This is a genomic window from Paenibacillus sp. EKM212P (assembly GCF_011066115.1).
Classification (GTDB): Bacteria; Bacillota; Bacilli; order Paenibacillales; family Paenibacillaceae; genus Paenibacillus; species Paenibacillus polymyxa_B.
Map to the genome: position 1 here is coordinate 199,259 of NZ_JAAMNR010000006.1, position 16,523 is coordinate 215,781.

Sequence of the window (16,523 nt, forward strand, 5' to 3'; positions counted from 1 at the left end):
CGAGGTGTTAGCATGCAGCCCAAAAGCAATGTGCTGATTGATGAGAAAGCGTTCAAGCTCATCAAGCGTAACCTGAAAAACGCTTCTGTATCTTACCGTAACGCCACACAGGACCCTACTTTCAAAACGGACATGCCCCAGACGATCGGCATTAAGCTGACTAACCGCTGCAACCTGAGATGTACGCACTGCTTTGAATGGAACGAGGAAGGCTACCATCACCAAATGGATAAAGAAGAACAAAACATGGATCTTGCTCCGGACATGCTCCGGCAAATTTTGAGCGAAACCAAGGAAGCCAAGTCCAGACTGTACATGTGGGGCGGCGAACCGATGTTTCATCGACGTTTTGATGAAATTTTGGACGTGCTGGCGGAAGATCGGCGCGAAATGACCTTTTGTACAAATGGGTTACTTATTGATAAATATTTGGACCGGATTTTGGATTTGTCCGAAAATCTGGAGTTATTAATAGCGATTGAAGGTTTTGAAAGAGAACACGATTTAATCCGCGGTAAAGGCACTTTTCAAAAAACAATGCGGCAGATGGATAAGCTGATTGAACTGCGCGACCAGGGATTGTACAAGGGACGGGTAACTGTCCATGCGGTCATTAACGATAACATGATCGGACGGATGTACGAATTTCTGCAAATGCTGGAGGACAAAAGGCTGGATCTGGTGCTGCTGACGTTCCCCTGGTACATTTCCAAAGAAACCTCCCTCAAAATGGATGAATATTTTACACGTAATTTCTCCTGGCTCCGACAACTTGAAGAAAAAAATATTAGTAGCTGGCATGCTTTCAAATATAAAATCAACCCGGATAACATCGATCCTCTGATGCAGGAACTACAGCGGATCAATGAGCGAGTATGGAACATTCGCGTGCGCTATCAGCCCGGTTTGGATTATGAGGAAATTGATAAATTTATCCATGGCGAGGAAATGGTCAGTCGTTGTTCCAATCATTGTTTGGCGCTCACCTCCAGAACAGATATTTTACCAGACGGGAAGGTCATGCCTTGCAAATTTTTCAGTGAATTCACGATTGGAAGCATGCGTGAGCATAGTCTGAAGGAGATATGGAACTCGGATGCGTATGAGAAAACTCGTCAAAAGATTAATCATGAAGGATTGACTCCGGTGTGCTCCAAATGCAGCGTATTGTATCTGCATGGGGCAGGCTCTCTGAAGTACATTTAGTTTTCTATGGATGTTGTTTGTTACTGGATGGAAGAGAGAGGGATGATGACAAGACGTGACGACTAAAACTATTAACCTTGTGGAAGCGCTTGCGCATGAACGGGACCATGGAGTCCTGATTTGGCTGTTTAATATCGGCGCAGAGCAAGTGTGGCATCCATCCCCCCGCAAGGGGGGCATGGTAGACCGGGATGAACAGCAGGTCGTAAACCGGATGGAGGAAATGAATCTCCTGCTATGTCGAAGTCAGGATGTCATTGTACTTCGGGAACAGCCGGATGAGGCGTTTCTGGACATGCTTCAACGGTTGGGCTTTAGCCTGCCGCGTATTGAGGTGCCGGAGCCTTCTGATCCCCTTACGCCGATTTCAGAGCTGGTGCTGGCGGATGAGGCGCTTTTGGCACGACTGCGTACGGTTGCAGATGCAGGCCACAGCAGCAGCGGAGCCAAAGCGTGGCTCGTCCCCTATGCGGTCACACCGCAGGAGGAAGCGATCGCGGAGCTTTGCGGGCTGGAGCTGATCGGCGCTCCATCCGCGGTCAGTGCTCAGGTGAATGATAAAATATTCAGCCGCCTGACCGCGCAAAAGCTTGGTTTTGCTGTCAGCGAAGGCGCTGTATGTGCAGACGAATCGGCGATCCGCAGGGAGTGTGCCAGACTGGCTGACTTATCGGATGGACCTGTGAAGCTGATTATCAAGCAGCCGCACGGTGCCTCGGGACAAGGCATGTATATGCTGGACGAGCTGTCCAAGCTGGACACGCTGCTGAGTGTGATGAGGCGCTTTGGCGGCTCGTCGCCATCTTCCGGCGGCTGGCTGGTGGAGCGCTGGCACAATAAGCAGATGGATCTGAACTACCAGCTCTGCATTGACGAGGGCGGTGGTGTGACGATGTTTTCGCTAAAAAGACAAAACGTGGATGGCACCGTATATATCGGATCTCAAGTGCCGGCTGAGATTGGCGATGCGCTGGAGGAAGAAGTGAGACGCTGCGCCTACCAGCTGGGTACGTATCTCTATTCTATTGGGTATACGGGAATGGCCTCTATTGACGGTTTTGTTGACGAAGAAGGTTTGCTGGTTCCAGTTATTGAGATTAACGGTAGGTTTACGTTGTCTACCTATATTTCATTCCTGTCATCCGTCCTGGGAGAACAGCATAAAACATTATCCCGTTATTACCGCAACGTTACTGCTACACCTCTCACCTACAGCCGCTTGTGCGGGTTGCTCGCAGAGGAGGGCTTGCTCTATACGCCCGAACGTCCAGAAGGGGTGTTTGTGTATACGGCGGGTACATTGTCTGGTATTCCTGTGAAGCGGGGCTATGTGAACCGAATTTTCACACTTATTTTGGCAGACAGCTGGCAGGAAGCTGATGCGTATGCGCACAAATTGGAAGGTATCATTGCTGGATTAGGATGCTCATAAATTGGAGGGAATCAAAAATGAAAACAGATGTATACCATGTAGTACCCTTGCTGGAAAAGATTTTGAAGCTGGCTCCGGGAGAGCTGGAACAGTTGACTCCGGATCAGGATCTGCGAACCTTGGGGCTGAATTCCTTATCGGCTGTGGAATTAATTGTAGAGTTGGAAAATGAGCTTGATATTACGATGGAGGACGACGATCTAGTGCTGGAGCATCTATCTACACTGCAAGGCATTGAGCGTCTGCTGGGCAAATATGCATAAGGGCGCCGAAAAGGCAAGGTTGATGCAGGGATCCGATATGGAGACTCGTCATGATTCCGTTGTGGACTATGGTGTAGAAGAAGTGGCAAACGCTCTTCCAGGGAAACATTGTGTATATTCTTCCCTGCGTACCTCATTGCGGAGGTACGGGGTGAACATGGCCGAATCCGAGCTATTCATGCTGTGTGGGAGTATGTGCGCAGAGTACGGTGGAGATTTGAAGCGCTTCGGACCTGAGAAATATCCAGAGCAGCTTCAAGAAATGGCAGCCAGTGGCGGACCTGTTATTCGGGTGGAACCGTGGGTCGCTGGTGTCAGTGATGAAACCGACCTGTTGCGGGTACTCACATCGGGCTACGGTACCATGCTGCATACGTCGAGCACCGCTTTAACCTATCACGATGTATATGTGAAAAATTACCCAAGGGGCCACGTGATTGAGTTGTGCGGGTTGGACTTGCGAGAACGGACAGCACAGGTGAATGATAGCTTCCTGCTCGATTCCTCGGGACATGCCATGACTTATGTGGGCTCAGCCCGGCTCGACGATCTGATGCAGGGCATTATTGAGTATGCATGGCTGGTGGAGCAGCCTGCCCCGCTTTCGCCAAGTGAGATGCATGCTGCGTGTGCTCATCATATTCGACAGTATTTGACTGGACACGAAGCCATCTGGAGAGGCGTACCTACGTCTAATGAGTCGGAAAATCAAACGGGGAAAGCTGTAACAGGCAAACAGGTTAAGCGGGGAGATGAGGGGTACCGGGCATTTGTCGGTGACTTCCGTCTGTTGGCAGACATGGAGGATCAGGATTTTCGGACGTACTGTCATGAAATCTATTACAATCTGCGATTGGGCAGTGCCCTTCACTTGACGGATTATACAGCTGATTATTGCTTGCTGCATCAAGCCACGCTGGGGCCACAAACACAGCACGTAATTGAATTGGCACAGGGGCTGTACGCGGATTGGCACAAGCTTAATCTGCATATTTACAAAACAGGGCTTCAACTGCGCAAGCATCGGATGCCTGAGATTACGGAACGAGCTTTGCATTTAATTGAAAGACAGCGGCATATGCTGGAGGAACTGATGATTTTAGCAGAGCAAGCAGCCGAGTAGTTCAGAGCACTCGGCCTTATCAGGCACGTTCATCCAGGGGTTACGCGCAGAGGAAAGAGGAGGGGAATTGATTGCCGTCCATTACATTAAACCAATTGTCGAAAACATTTACGTACTACAAAAAGGAGCCGGGCGTGCGCAAATCGTTACAAAACTTGTTCAGGCGTCAGCAGCTGACCAAAGAGGCTGTACAAAATGTCAGCTTTAGCATTGAGGAAGGCGAAATTGTCGGATTTCTCGGTCCAAATGGAGCGGGCAAAACAACGACGCTCAAAATGCTGTCTGGCATTCTCCATCCCACGGACGGGGAGGCATCAGTACTCGGCTTTACCCCGTGGAAACGACAAAAAGAGTTTAAACGTCAGTTTTCCATTGTAATGGGACAGAAAAACCAGCTCTGGTGGGATTTGCCTGCAAGCGAGTCATTCGAGCTGAACAAGCTTATCTATGAAATCGATGACAACCGTTACAAAGAGACGCTGGATGAACTGGTCACCCTGCTTGGGGTGGAGGAGCAGCTTCATGTGCAGGTTCGGCGGCTGTCTCTCGGCGAGCGTATGAAAATGGAACTGATCGCCGCGCTGCTGCATCGTCCACGGGTCATTTTGCTGGATGAGCCGACCATCGGACTGGACCTTGTTTCTCAGCGGCGGATTCGAGAGTTTTTCAAAGCCTATAACCGCACGCACCGGACGACCATCCTGCTGACAAGCCACTACATGAAGGATATTGAGGATTTGTGCAGTAGATCCATCATTATCAGCGGGGGCAGATTGGTCTATGACGGAGACTTACACAAGGTGAATGAGGTCATCGGTGCCCGTAAATTACTTAAGGTTCGACTGGAGACCCCTGTATCCAACCTAACATTGGCGAGCCTCGGCAAACTTCGCTCCAACTCGGAGATGGAGGCGGTATTTGAGCTGGATGCAGAAGATACCTTGGCTTGGTCCAAAAAGATTTTGGACGCACTGCCTGTCGTTGATTTTACGATTGAGGACGTCCCGCTGGAAGAGGGGATAGCCAATTTGTACGATGGGGGCAGGCTGGCCGATGCGAAATAACAAATATGTGAAGGTACTCCAGCTTGGCATGCAAAACGAAATGGAGTATCGGGCTAATTATTGGCTCCAAATGGCGGGATTTATGCTGCCGATCATGACGCAAATTTTTCTCTGGCTAGCTGTATTCGGTTCTTCGGGACAAGCAAGAGTGCTGGGCTACTCTCTGCCAGAAATGCTGGTGTATGTGGTCATGGCGGGAGTAACTGGAAAACTGATTGCTACGGGCTTTGAATACGAAATTGCTACAGATATCAAGGAAGGTGGACTGGCAAAATTCATGGTACAGCCTGTGCATTATTTTGCTTACCGTTTTTGCCGGTTTATCGGAGGCAAAGTCATACAGTCCGCGGTCGTGCTGCTGGCGGCTGCTATTTTGCTGTTATGTCTTAGCCTGGAAGGACAAATCAGCTTCGGGCTATCGTACATCTTGCTTTACATATTGGCGTTGCCGGGAGCGCTTGTGCTTAATTTTGTGGTCTATTATGCGCTGAGCGGCATAGCCTTTTGGGTGACAGAATCGGCGGGGCTATTTTATACACTGTCGCTTGTCATTTACGTAGCTAGCGGTACCGTGTTTCCGCTGACGATTTTTGGAGATGTTTTGGCCCGTCTGTTCAGTCTGCTGCCGTTCAGCTACACTGTATTTTTTCCGGTGAATGCGTTAACGGGCAAGCTGACTTTGCTGGAAGCCGCTAAAGGCATTAGCGTGCAATGGCTCTGGATTGTAGTGCTGGCGGCCGTATCACGCTGGGTGTGGCAAGCCGGGGTCAAACGCTTTGTCTCGGTGGGGGGTTAACATGAAAAATGTTTTCCGAAACGTTTTGCGCTACATCAGACTGTACTGGAAGTTTGTCCAGTTTTCCGTCATGTCGCAGATGGAATACCGCATTAATTTTATAACGGCATTTCTGGTTGAAACAGCTTATTTGCTTATCAAGCTGCTGTACGCATCGGTTCCATACCGCGCCGGGACGGACATTAACGGCTGGTCTCCTGACGCCATATTGTTATATATCGGCGTGTTTACGATGATGAGCGGATTTTATAGTGGATTATTCTACAGTAATTTTACAAGCCTGCCTGACAAAATTCGTACCGGCTCACTGGATGTGCTCATGACCAAACCCGTATCGCTGCAATTTATGGTGACACTGCGTCAATTTGAGCTGGGCTATACCGTGCCGAATGTAATTGGCGGCGGAATTATGACAGGGATTGGATGGTATCGACTCGGATTGTCGTTTAATTTTGAAACCGCGGGAGGGTTCTCTGTGCTGCTCGGATGCGGAGTGCTTACGGCATACTCCGTATTTTTGCTCCCCCAACTGCTGGCCTTCTGGATTATCCGCACGAACGGCGTTACGGAGCTGTCCAACAGCATTTTCGAGACAAACTATGTGCCGATGGCCGTGTACAGTAATCTGATTCAGCGTATCGGTTTGTTCGTGCTTCCGGTGTTTGTCATTTGTAATTTTCCGCCCATGTTCATTCTCGGCAAAATGGATACCGGGTTGGTGGTATGGGCATTTCTCGCACCTCTCTGGCTGCTGGCGATCATCCGCCTGATATGGCAGTTTGCTCTACGTGATTATACGAGCGCGAGCCAGTAGCGCTACCGTGTAGTGGGCCAATAATGAAGCAGGAAAGGAAGCGAATCATATGAATGCGATACCGAATCAGCGTCATTTGTATATGGGAACGTTCGAAGCGGAGGCTTACTGGCGGGATGCCCAGTTAGCTTCCCTGCCAGCCCTGCCTGACCGGGCTTCTTCTGCGATTGTAGCAGCCATGGATGAACTGCTGTTCAGCTTTTGCCAGCCAGGAGATGCGTTATTGACCCGTTATGCCATTTCGCCCGTACATCGTCAGTATATCGCGCAGTTGGGCTTTCATCCGGCTGTCAACGAACGAGATTTGACCGACGGCATGGAGCGTGCAGGTAACGTATCAGCCGCTTCAGTATTTGAACTGCTGGGCAGTCGTAAGGCCGATGCTGGAGAGGGGTTTCCTCAACTGGAAGGCTGTGTGCTTAGCCCGTTTGCGGGTTTACCGCATGTGGAGGAGGCTGCACGTGCTTGGGGTATAACACTGCATCAGCCGCCGCTGGAAACGATTCGCAAGGTAAATGCCAAAACGTATTCCTCTGATCTGAAACGCAGTCTCGGTCTGCGCAACCCGGGCTATATTGTGACTTCGTTTGCAGATGTCGCTGAGGCGGGGCGTAAGCTGCTGCGGGATGGAAGCTTTTTAATCAAGGATGATTTTGGCGTATCGGGCAAAGGAAACCTGCACATTACCTCCACACAAATGCTGGACCGGATCGTATCGTATTTGCGTGGACAGGAGCGTAAAGGCAAACAGGTGCTTTTCCTTTTGGAGCCTTTTCAGGAGAAAGAGCAGGATTTTTCATGCCAATTTACGATTGGTGATGATGGAAGTGTCGATATCCTATCTGTACAATGGCTGGCTAATACTCAATTCTCTTATCGGGAATCCTTGTCGCCGGACGTGGCTTTTTTAGAGCGGCTGGAGCGCGAGGGCTATTTTAGCTTAATGCAGGATGTGGGACGGCAATTGTATCAGGATGGTTATTATGGCGATGTATGCATTGATTCCATGACACTTCGTGGTGGGAAGCTGGAGCCTATTATCGAAATTAATGCCAGAAAGTCGATGAGTTTGATCAAGCATCAGCTCGATACCTTTCTGGCCGGGAAAAATATGCGTGGCACGCTGACGAATTATTCACTGTCCCATGATGGCAGTTTATCCTATGAAGAACTGCTGGAAGGGCTGAAAGGTGAAGGATTGTTGTTCACAGGTGAACGTGAAGAAGGTGTCATGCCTCTGGGTGCCAATACATTATATGTGAACACAGGTGGACGAGATGGCGAGAACAAGATTGTGGGCCATACAAGCACGCCAAGCAGAAATGCAACCGGGCGCGGAGGCAGATCGCCTGCCAAGCAGGTTCGTGTGAGCGGGATTGGGGCCAGCGATGGCGGATCAGAAGGGAACGGCATGGCTAAGCCGGACTTGAATGGTAAAAAAGAAACTGCTGGAAGCGAACGGGCACGAGGTAAGGGGCGTCTTTATTTAGAGCTGGTTGCTGCGAGCGATGAGGATAAAATGCGATTGACTACAAAGCTGGAGCGTTTTTTGGCAGAGCATCATTTTACAGTGCTGAATTAAACGGGAGGCGTATGAGCATGCGTAAGAGTACGGATAAGCTTATGAAGGTAACGATTTTGTGTTCCGGTTTCGGATTGGGCTTTTATACCCCTGGCTTGTTGTTGCAAGCGGGTCTTCGCAGGCTGGGCGTGGATACGGCGATTCATGTATTTGAAAATGTGCTGCCAGAATCGGCCCGTCTCAAGGTCGACAAAAGCCGCAAAGCTTACCATGACAATTTTGCGGTGGCCTTAATGTCACAAAAGGTCCCGCAGGATATGCGTAATTCACTGGATCTCGCTGCAATGGAAGTGCTGCTGAACCAATGGATGAAGGAGGATCGGCGGTATTTTATATGCTTATCCGGTCATTGGATGTATGTACTGGAGGAGTATCGCAAGCGCAGAGAACCGGAGTCGGTGCATGTGGACATCGTGTACATGGATTCGACACCTTCTCCTTCTTGGAAAAATCTAGCCAAGCATAACCCGCGTTTTGCGGAGGGCTGTGGAGAAATGACCTTTTTTGAAAATGATAAGAATAGAGTCAGCCACTATATTGATGTGCCGGCCGTGGAGTATGTACCGTTTGAAGCACGGCAATCCCGCTTATTCGTACATGGCGGCGGTTGGGGGATGGGCACCTACCGTGACAAGGTTGGACGGTTGGAAGAAGCGGGCTGGGAGCTGGATCTACTGTTGTATGATCAGGATCAACCGAATGAACAGCGGGACAGTATACGCTATTTTCAGATGGACCCGCAGTGGAGGACATGGCAGCGTAATGAAGCCGGGGAGCATACATTTCCGCCTTTCGGAGAGGTGAAAAGGGGCGAGAAGACAGTATATCAGGTCGGACCGGATTACCATAGCATGCTGGACCAAGCATGTCGTGTCCAGGCCATTGTCAGCAAGCCAGGTGGTGGCAGCCTAACCGACTCGTTCGCTACAGCCACTCCACTCATTATGCTGGAGCCATTTGGTGTGCATGAAAAGCATAATGCAGATCTATGGGAACGGCTGGGACTTGGTATGCGATACGATACGTGGATACAAACCTATGACGGCAGTGCTCAGATACTGGAGGATATGCATCGGAGGATCGTAGAGCTGCGCAGTCGGACGCCGCGTTATATAGAGTCGTATGTGAATAGCATACAAATGCAGGCAAGAGCATCGGGAATGGAGCAGGGATTATGAACGCTGCCGCGGCTGCGCAAGAGCCTGCGATGCGAGATATTCGCTTTGGGATCATTGGCTGTTCTGCCATTGCTCCCCGTGCGTTGCTGGAACCGATCCGACATGTTGCAGGGGCACGCGTGACCGCGCTTGCGAACCGCACGGTTGCCAAGGCAGGAGAAATGGCAGATCGTTTTGGCGTCAGTGTCGTTTATCGGCATGCTGAGGATATGCTAAAGGACCCGGAGATCGATGCTGTATATATTGCGCTCAGCAACGACTTACATGCCGAGTGGATTGGCAAAGCACTACGGGCTCATAAGCATGTGCTGGTGGAAAAACCGTTATGCCTGAATACGGCTGATCTGGCTCCCTTGGCAGTGACAGTCGAACAGAGTAGCGCTTACCTGCTGGAGGGAGTGATGGTGCAGCACCATCCTTGGCAGCATGAACTGCGGAGGATGGTAGAATCGGGGCGTTATGGTCGCTTACGCTCCATAGAGACGAGTCTATGCATTCCGGCAAAAGAAGGACATGCGGACAATTACAGATCTCGTCCGGAGCAGGGTGGGGGATGCTTTTGGGATCTGGGCGTGTACTGGCTACAGCTGCTTCAAGCCGTCGTTGGATTAGAGCAGGCGGAATTCCATAGTCAATCGGATTTCGATGGTCCTCATGGCTGTGACTGGACATTTCGTGCGCAAGCCCGTTATCCGAGCGGATTGGAGGCATCTGCCCTCTTTTCATTTGAGCGCCCTTATCGCTGTGCTCATGTACTGACCTTTGATTCGGCAGTAGTCACTTTAAAGGACTGCTTTCGGGCCAATTTAGGTTTTTATAAAATGACACTCAAGACAGAAATAAAGAAGGATATCATGCCGAATATAACGGATGTGGATGCACTGCCTGTGTTATCACAGACATCTTCGCATACCAAAACGGTTTTCGAGCCTATGAACTATTATGTCAATCAGTTGAATACCTTTTGTAACATCATCCGGGGAGAAGCGGAGCCCATTCCATTTCGCGAGGCTGCTGAACGCGTCAGACTGCTGGCAGCCATTCATGAAGCAGCACGCTCGGGCGAGACGATTTATGCAGTATGAGTATGATTGTGTTTTCGAGCGGAGGGAAGCAAATGATGCAAAATACGGAGTATCAAGGCAAAGAGAGGAGGGGAACTCAGGTGATGGATAAAAAGGACGAAGCCTTACTGGAGCGTTTCGGCGAGCATCCGACGCCATTTTACTATTATGACGGGGACGCGCTGCATGCCCACGTCAGCTCGTTGCTATCCCGATTGCACCCGGACGTGCGTGTACATTATGCGCTCAAGGCTAATGGTAACGTAGCCTTGGCTGGGTTGCTGCGCTCGTTAGGTTGTGGTGTTGAGATTGCTTCGGCTGGAGAAATGTTCGTCGCTATGGAGGCCGGGTATGCTGCGGAAGACGTGCTGTACGCCGGACCGGGAAAAACAGTAGCCGAGCTGAACGAGGCGATAGCCTATGGAATCGGCTGTATTCATGTCGAATCGGTGAGGGAGCTGCGTCTGCTGGAGGACATTGCTGCCCAAACGGGCCAGCTTGTCAGGGTAGCGGTCCGCATCAATCCCGATAACGATCTGTCTGGAGCAACGATTAAAATGGGTGGTGTTCCGCGCCCCTTTGGAGTGGATGAAGGGCAGCTGGATCACTTTTTTAAGGTGCTGGAAGATTGCCCACACGTCCATTTTCAAGGTATTCAGGTATACACAGGTACGCAAATGTTGAAATCGGATCAGATTTTAGCTTCATTTGCGAATACGCTGCAGTTGGCAGAACGGGTACAGGCTCAGTATGGTGTGGCGATGCATACGGTCAATTTGGGCGGCGGATTTGGTGTACCTTATTTTGCTCATGAGGAGCCGCTCGATATGGATCACGTCATTGACGGACTGAACACACTCGCGGAGCAGACCCGAACCCGCATGCCCGGGGTTAAGCTAATCATCGAAAGCGGCAGGTATCTGGTTGCTCAATCGGGCATGTATGTCTGCCGAGCATTGTATACAAAGGAATCCAAGGGAGAGAAGTTTGTCGTGGCTGATGGTGGCATGAATCACTACGCCGCAGCTACTTTTCGAGGACGCCGCATTAGGGACAACTACCCGGTGCGAATTATGCGCAGGCAAGCGGGAGAATCGAAAGAACCCAAAGAACGAGAAGTGGAACCAACCCTACGGATGGGACAGAGAGACGCTTCTGCTCAAACGGCTGTTGCTGTCGAACAATCACTAGAAGAGGTTGCAAACCGAGTAGGAGGGCCTCTGGAAGAGGCATCCATAGAGCTTGAGACGGTAAGCGTTGTTGGTCCGCTTTGTACACCCGAGGATTGTATTGTGAAAAAAGCGCAGCTTCCCCCGATTCACGAGGGCGATTATATTGTTTTTCCGAATGCAGGTGCCTATGGATTAAGCTATAGTCCACTACAATTTCTGGGACATGCTACCCCGGCGGAGCTGCTCGATTTTCGTGGGGAGGTGCATGTCATTCGTGAACACGGTGACCGCACAGACCTGCTGCGTCATCAGCGCATGATTCCGTTGCCTGAGGATGTGTTGTAAGTATGTAAAAAAACGCCAAACTCATGGGAACCGATACAAATCGGACCTGTGATTTGGCGTTTTTTACATGATGAGTAGGGTAGTATCGACTTAATGTTGCTTGGAACTGCGTATTTCCTGACGCACAAGCTGCCATACCATAAAGATCAGTACAGCGATTTGTGGGACAAAGGTTTCCCAAGTTGGATACATTCCCAGCCAGCTAATAGACGGAAGCGAGGAGGCAGTGTGCCCCGGAAGCTTGCCAGCCACCTGAAGCGAATGAATACTTTCGCCCAGAAATCGGAATACGAGATAGTAAATCAGTACAGTGGCAGTCAGGAAAAATGCGCGAATCGGCAACCGTACACTGAACTTAATGATCGCAAACGCCAGAATGACTAGAACAACCGTCGCCGAGCTAATGCCGAGCAGCAATTGCGAGGTTTCGATGGCTGGAGCCATACCGACATAAAAGATAGCTGTCTCGGCTCCTTCACGCAGAATTGCGAGCGCAGAAACCGCAAATAGCGACCACAGGCTTCCCCGTGCCAGCGCGTTGCCCACGCTGTTTTCCACAAAGCGGTTCCACGCGGCAGCATTGGATTTGCTATGCAGCCAGCTACCAACGGTCAGCATCAGCACGACCGCCACCAGCCCAGTGACACCCTCCAGCAACTCACGCATGCTGCCTGATGCGGCAGCTGCCACCAGTGTGGTGAACAGTACTGCCAGAATTCCGCTCAGCACCAGCCCCGTTCCGGCTCCTGCCCATATCCACCGTCCAGCCACGGCTTCGCCGCTTTTTTTGGCATACGCCAGCAGAGCTGCGAGCACGAGGATGGCCTCCAGGCCCTCACGCAGCAAAATCAGCGCAGCATCCCACGCAGTGTAAGAACGTTCTTCCGTCAACGGACGGAGTCTGTCCAGCATCTGATCAAGAGTCTGAATGGCTTTGTCCGTATTCGGTGGAGAAGACAGCAGATATCCTGAAGTCTCGGTCATTTCATTTTCAATTGCAGTGTAAGACGTCGGATCGGCAATTTGTACATGTCCTTCGACAGAAGGCCACAGAGCGATAAACTGCACTACCTTGTCAGCCGCTTGCTCTGGCTGATTAGCTACAGCATTTTGGCGTGCGGATTCGAGCAAGGTGACTGCATCGCCTAGGGAAGCTGCCGAACCATTCGCCGTTCCGGCAGCCGTATTGCCTGCATTCGTTCCTTGACCTGTGTTCATAGATTTACCCTGACTATAATCAGACAGCAGAGTCGTTAATTCCTGCATTTCCTTGAGAGCCTGTTCTTGGCGAATAGGCTCAGCTTGCATGGAGATGCGGATGAGACTGATTTTAGTTTCGAGCGAACTGTATACCGGAAAATTGTCCAAACGAATCGGTGTTTCTACTTGATACCAGTCTTTGACGATTCGATCGTAATCCACCCGGGCAGCAGCCCAATCGCCTTTTTGCATGGCGGCCAGACTGCCCTTCGCCATGGGAAGCAGTTTTTCCGCTGCTTTGGCTCCAGCCGGGGCTGGTTTGTCCCCTTCGGCAGCAGTGACGTACTCATTGACCGAGCGCGCCAGCACGGATAAGGCAGCTTTCGCTGGTTCCCCGCCGCCACTGGCGAGTGTCTGCTCCGCATCGGTGAGTGCTTGATCTACAGCTTCGATGTGAGCTGAATCTCCGCCATTTGTTTTGGCGGTCTCCCACAGCGTGCGGAATTCTTTCAGATCCTTGGAGGCTTCCGTCCATTGGGCTTGTCCCGCCTCTACCAGTGCTCCGCCCACTACAGGCATTAGCTGATCATTGGTGACAGCTTTGGCATCTGTTTGTGCAAAAGCGACCGACCCGGAGCCGGAAATGAACGGAGTTACGGTCAGCAGCAGAGCTGCCACCAGCACAAACACCCACCCCAAGCTTTTATTGCGCCGATTCATATAAATCCCCTTCCTTGCCTGCTGTTAAAATAACGTATCCCCGATGTAGCCACCTTGCGATACACCTGGGAAGCAGGCGAACACCGCACTGCCTTTGTGTACAATGTATTCGTTCAGCTTGTCATTGCGTGCAAGCTTCTCCTGAATATGAACGAACTGCTTGAACAGATCACGCTGATAGCTGATGAACAGCAGCCCAGCATCCAGCTGTCCTGTTTGCTTGTCCAATCCGCTTGAATACGAATAAGACCTCCGCAAAATATTAATGCTTCCGTCCCCATGAGCCAAAGCCACATGAGAGGTGGGAGGTGTAACCGGCTTGCCTTCCGGATTTTTGGCCGCCAGATCAAGCTTGTCGAACTCCTTGACCTTACCGAGTGGGGCCCCGCTGCTGCGATGACGTCCAAAAGTATCCTCCTGGTCGCCCAATGTTGAGCGATCCCACACCTCTACCCGCATGCGTACACGGCGAACAGCCATATAGCTGCCGTTGCCCATCCATGCTGGTCCGTCACTGGTCTGTGTCCACACCAGCCGATTCATCTCGCCTGCCTTGGAGGTGTCGGGGTTCCCTGTACCGTCCTTGAAGCCCAGCAAATTGCGCGGTGTGCTTCCCGCAGGATCGGCCTGTGCTGTCCGCTGGAAGCCTTCCTGCGTCCAGCGAAGCACCGCCGTTCCTCTGGCGATACGTGCCAAATTACGCAGGGCATGGAAGGCTACCTGCAAGTCATTGGCACATACCTGCACTCCGATGTCGCCGCCGCACCATTGCTCCTCCAGGGCATCCCCTTGAAAACGGGGCAACTCACGGAACCCGACAGGTTTAAGCCCGGCCAGGCCGTATCTTCCATCAAAAAAGGATGGGCCCACACCAAAGGTGATCGTCGTGCGGGATGGCGACAATCCTGCCGCCTCGCCCGTATCGGAAGGAGGGAGGTTGAGGTTTTCATTATCGTTGCCAAGCAGCACGCCAGAAGTCATTGTAGCGCTTGCTTCCGTCCAAGCTTTGAAAAGGCTGCGTACCTGTTCCTTGTCGCTGGTTGTTAGATCGAAAGCGGCGAAGCAGATGAAATCCTGCGCCGGAGTCACAATACCTGCCTGATGCTTACCGTAAAAAGGGATTACATCTTTGGTATCCGCATCCGTCATCATGCTTTCGAGACGTTGACCGGCTGACAGCACGGCTCCCACGCCCCCGCCGCCAAGCAGGAGGCCTAGTCCACCTACCCCGGCCAGCTTCAATAGGTCTCGGCGTGATACGGATTTGCTTTTTCCTGACGGCTCATCTTCCACTAGCTTCGCATCCTTTTTTACCAGATCGCCCTGTTCATTATGGGATTCCGCATACTGCGGCTTTTCTAGCCCTTTTTGCCGCTTAAAGCCTTTCATATCATTACACTCCTAACAATTTCCCCATTTGGGACAACGGTTCTGCCAAAGCATCAAGGTTTTGGCTCAGCTTTTTAACTTCTCCCGGTTTCAGTTTTGTATACGATACATAGCCTTCTCCGTCCTTAAAAGGAGCCAACTCCTGCTGCAAGGCCGTAAAGCGCTCACCGATTTGTTTTTCCAACGCCGCATCTTTTTGGTTCAGATCTGTTTTCAAAATGTCATATATCTTTTGTGCGCCTTCTACATTGGCAGCAAAATCGTACAAATCTGTATGAGAATATCGTTCCTCTTCACCGGTCACCTTCGAGGTGGATACTTCATTCAGCAACTCCACTGCACCCGTTACCATCAGGCTGGCGTCAATATTAACTGTTTCTACTTTGGCGCGCAGCAGCTTGGCATCACTCAGCAGTCGGTCGGAAAACTCGTCCATTCCTTTGGTTGTGTTTTCTTCCCATAATGTTTTTTCAATCCGGTGAAAGCCGCGCCAATCCGCTGCATCCACATCACCGTCACGTGCATCAATATTCGGGTCAAGATCACCCAGCGCTTCTGCAATCGGTTCAATCCGTTCATAGTACATACGTGCAGGAGCATACAGCGCCTTGGCTTTATCCAGCTCGCCAGCTTTGACTGCGTTCGTGAATTCTTCTGTCTTCTTCACAAACGTATCGCATTGCTCGATGGCATAGGTGCGGTAAGCTGTTACCGCTTGATCAAAATTAGGAGCAGAAGCGGCAGGAGTCGTTGTCTGTGTTGTTGCTCCTGCATCTTTGGTCGTTGCGGCAGGCTGTTGAGTAGCAGTTCCGGTTTGTCCGCAACCTGCGAACAGAATAGAAGAGATCAGCACTCCGGCCGGTACGGCATAACGTAGTTTCATAATCAATGAACACCCTTTCTGGCCAAACTGGCCTTGAACCATAGTCTGTTGCGCGATATCTATATCGAATTTTTATTTTGATAATGATTATCAGTCGCGGTTTTTCTTATCATAAGGCTGGCCCATATGCCTGTCAATACATAAATTAGACGCAGAGTCCAACCCTCCATCGAAGGGAGTTAGTAAGGTGCCTATGCCCATTTTTATCCGCATATTGAACCATACCTGAGCACATGACATAAAATGTGTTGACTGTATCCCTTAACCTTGTTACACCACACAAAACCCGAGC

At 50.8% G+C, this 16,523-nt stretch carries 14 protein-coding genes; 11 read left to right on the forward strand and 3 right to left on the reverse strand.

Annotation, left to right across the window (positions count from 1 at the left end; all coding sequences use genetic code 11):
• Window positions 1–12: 12 nt before the first annotated feature.
• The 11 genes from G9G54_RS18565 to G9G54_RS18615 all read left to right on the forward strand — a co-directional run bounded on the left by G9G54_RS18565 (window position 13) and on the right by G9G54_RS18615 (window position 12,039).
• Entirely contained in the window at window positions 13–1,206 is a 1,194-nt protein-coding gene (locus tag G9G54_RS18565) for a radical SAM/SPASM domain-containing protein (RefSeq protein WP_061828875.1), read from the forward strand.
• A gap of 55 nt (window positions 1,207–1,261) precedes the next feature.
• On the forward strand, window positions 1,262–2,638 hold the full coding sequence (locus tag G9G54_RS18570; protein ID WP_165179156.1) for a peptide ligase PGM1-related protein: 1,377 nt from the start codon (window positions 1,262–1,264) through the stop codon (window positions 2,636–2,638).
• A gap of 17 nt (window positions 2,639–2,655) precedes the next feature.
• Window positions 2,656–2,901 (forward strand): acyl carrier protein, encoded by a 246-nt coding sequence (locus G9G54_RS18575; protein ID WP_023990061.1) that lies wholly within the window; start codon window positions 2,656–2,658, stop codon window positions 2,899–2,901.
• On the forward strand, window positions 2,894–4,024 hold the full coding sequence (locus G9G54_RS18580) for a hypothetical protein (protein ID WP_165179157.1): 1,131 nt from the start codon (window positions 2,894–2,896) through the stop codon (window positions 4,022–4,024). The genes G9G54_RS18575 and G9G54_RS18580 overlap by 8 nt, the downstream gene beginning before the upstream one ends.
• Window positions 4,025–4,095: 71 nt before the next feature.
• Entirely contained in the window at window positions 4,096–5,088 is a 993-nt protein-coding gene (locus G9G54_RS18585; RefSeq protein WP_165179158.1) for an ABC transporter ATP-binding protein, read from the forward strand.
• Window positions 5,060–5,884 carry an ABC transporter permease gene (locus G9G54_RS18590; RefSeq protein ID WP_238808224.1) on the forward strand — a complete coding sequence of 275 codons (825 nt, stop codon included), beginning with the start codon at window positions 5,060–5,062 and terminating at the stop codon, window positions 5,882–5,884. The genes G9G54_RS18585 and G9G54_RS18590 overlap by 29 nt, the downstream gene beginning before the upstream one ends.
• A gap of 1 nt (window position 5,885) precedes the next feature.
• Window positions 5,886–6,698 (forward strand): ABC transporter permease, encoded by an 813-nt coding sequence (locus tag G9G54_RS18595; protein WP_165179160.1) that lies wholly within the window; start codon window positions 5,886–5,888, stop codon window positions 6,696–6,698.
• A gap of 49 nt (window positions 6,699–6,747) precedes the next feature.
• The gene (locus G9G54_RS18600) at window positions 6,748–8,280 is read left to right on the forward strand and encodes a hypothetical protein (protein WP_165179161.1); all 1,533 of its coding nucleotides are present in this window, start codon (window positions 6,748–6,750) and stop codon (window positions 8,278–8,280) included.
• 17 nt (window positions 8,281–8,297) lie between these two features.
• Complete coding sequence (locus G9G54_RS18605; RefSeq protein WP_165179162.1) at window positions 8,298–9,458, forward strand: UDP-glucuronosyltransferase; 1,161 nt, start codon at window positions 8,298–8,300, stop codon at window positions 9,456–9,458.
• Window positions 9,455–10,543, forward strand: a complete 1,089-nt coding sequence (locus G9G54_RS18610) for a Gfo/Idh/MocA family oxidoreductase (RefSeq protein ID WP_165179163.1) — start codon at window positions 9,455–9,457, stop codon at window positions 10,541–10,543. Before G9G54_RS18605 ends, G9G54_RS18610 begins: the two co-directional genes overlap by 4 nt.
• 83 nt (window positions 10,544–10,626) lie before the next feature.
• Window positions 10,627–12,039, forward strand: a complete 1,413-nt coding sequence (locus G9G54_RS18615) for an alanine racemase (RefSeq protein ID WP_165179246.1) — start codon at window positions 10,627–10,629, stop codon at window positions 12,037–12,039.
• Between the two features lie 90 nt (window positions 12,040–12,129).
• Here the strand turns inward: G9G54_RS18615 and G9G54_RS18620 are convergent, their stop codons facing one another.
• The 3 genes from G9G54_RS18620 to efeO are packed head-to-tail and all read right to left on the reverse strand — an operon-like array spanning window position 12,130 to window position 16,231.
• Window positions 12,130–13,959, reverse strand: a complete 1,830-nt coding sequence (locus tag G9G54_RS18620; protein WP_165179164.1) for an FTR1 family iron permease — start codon at window positions 13,957–13,959, stop codon at window positions 12,130–12,132.
• Window positions 13,960–13,983: 24 nt separating this feature from the next.
• Window positions 13,984–15,348, reverse strand: coding sequence for an iron uptake transporter deferrochelatase/peroxidase subunit (gene efeB, locus G9G54_RS18625; RefSeq protein WP_165179165.1), 1,365 nt, complete (start codon window positions 15,346–15,348; stop codon window positions 13,984–13,986).
• Window positions 15,349–15,352: 4 nt separating this feature from the next.
• The gene (efeO, locus tag G9G54_RS18630; protein WP_165179166.1) at window positions 15,353–16,231 is read right to left on the reverse strand and encodes an iron uptake system protein EfeO; all 879 of its coding nucleotides are present in this window, start codon (window positions 16,229–16,231) and stop codon (window positions 15,353–15,355) included.
• Between the last annotated feature and the right edge of the window lie 292 nt (window positions 16,232–16,523).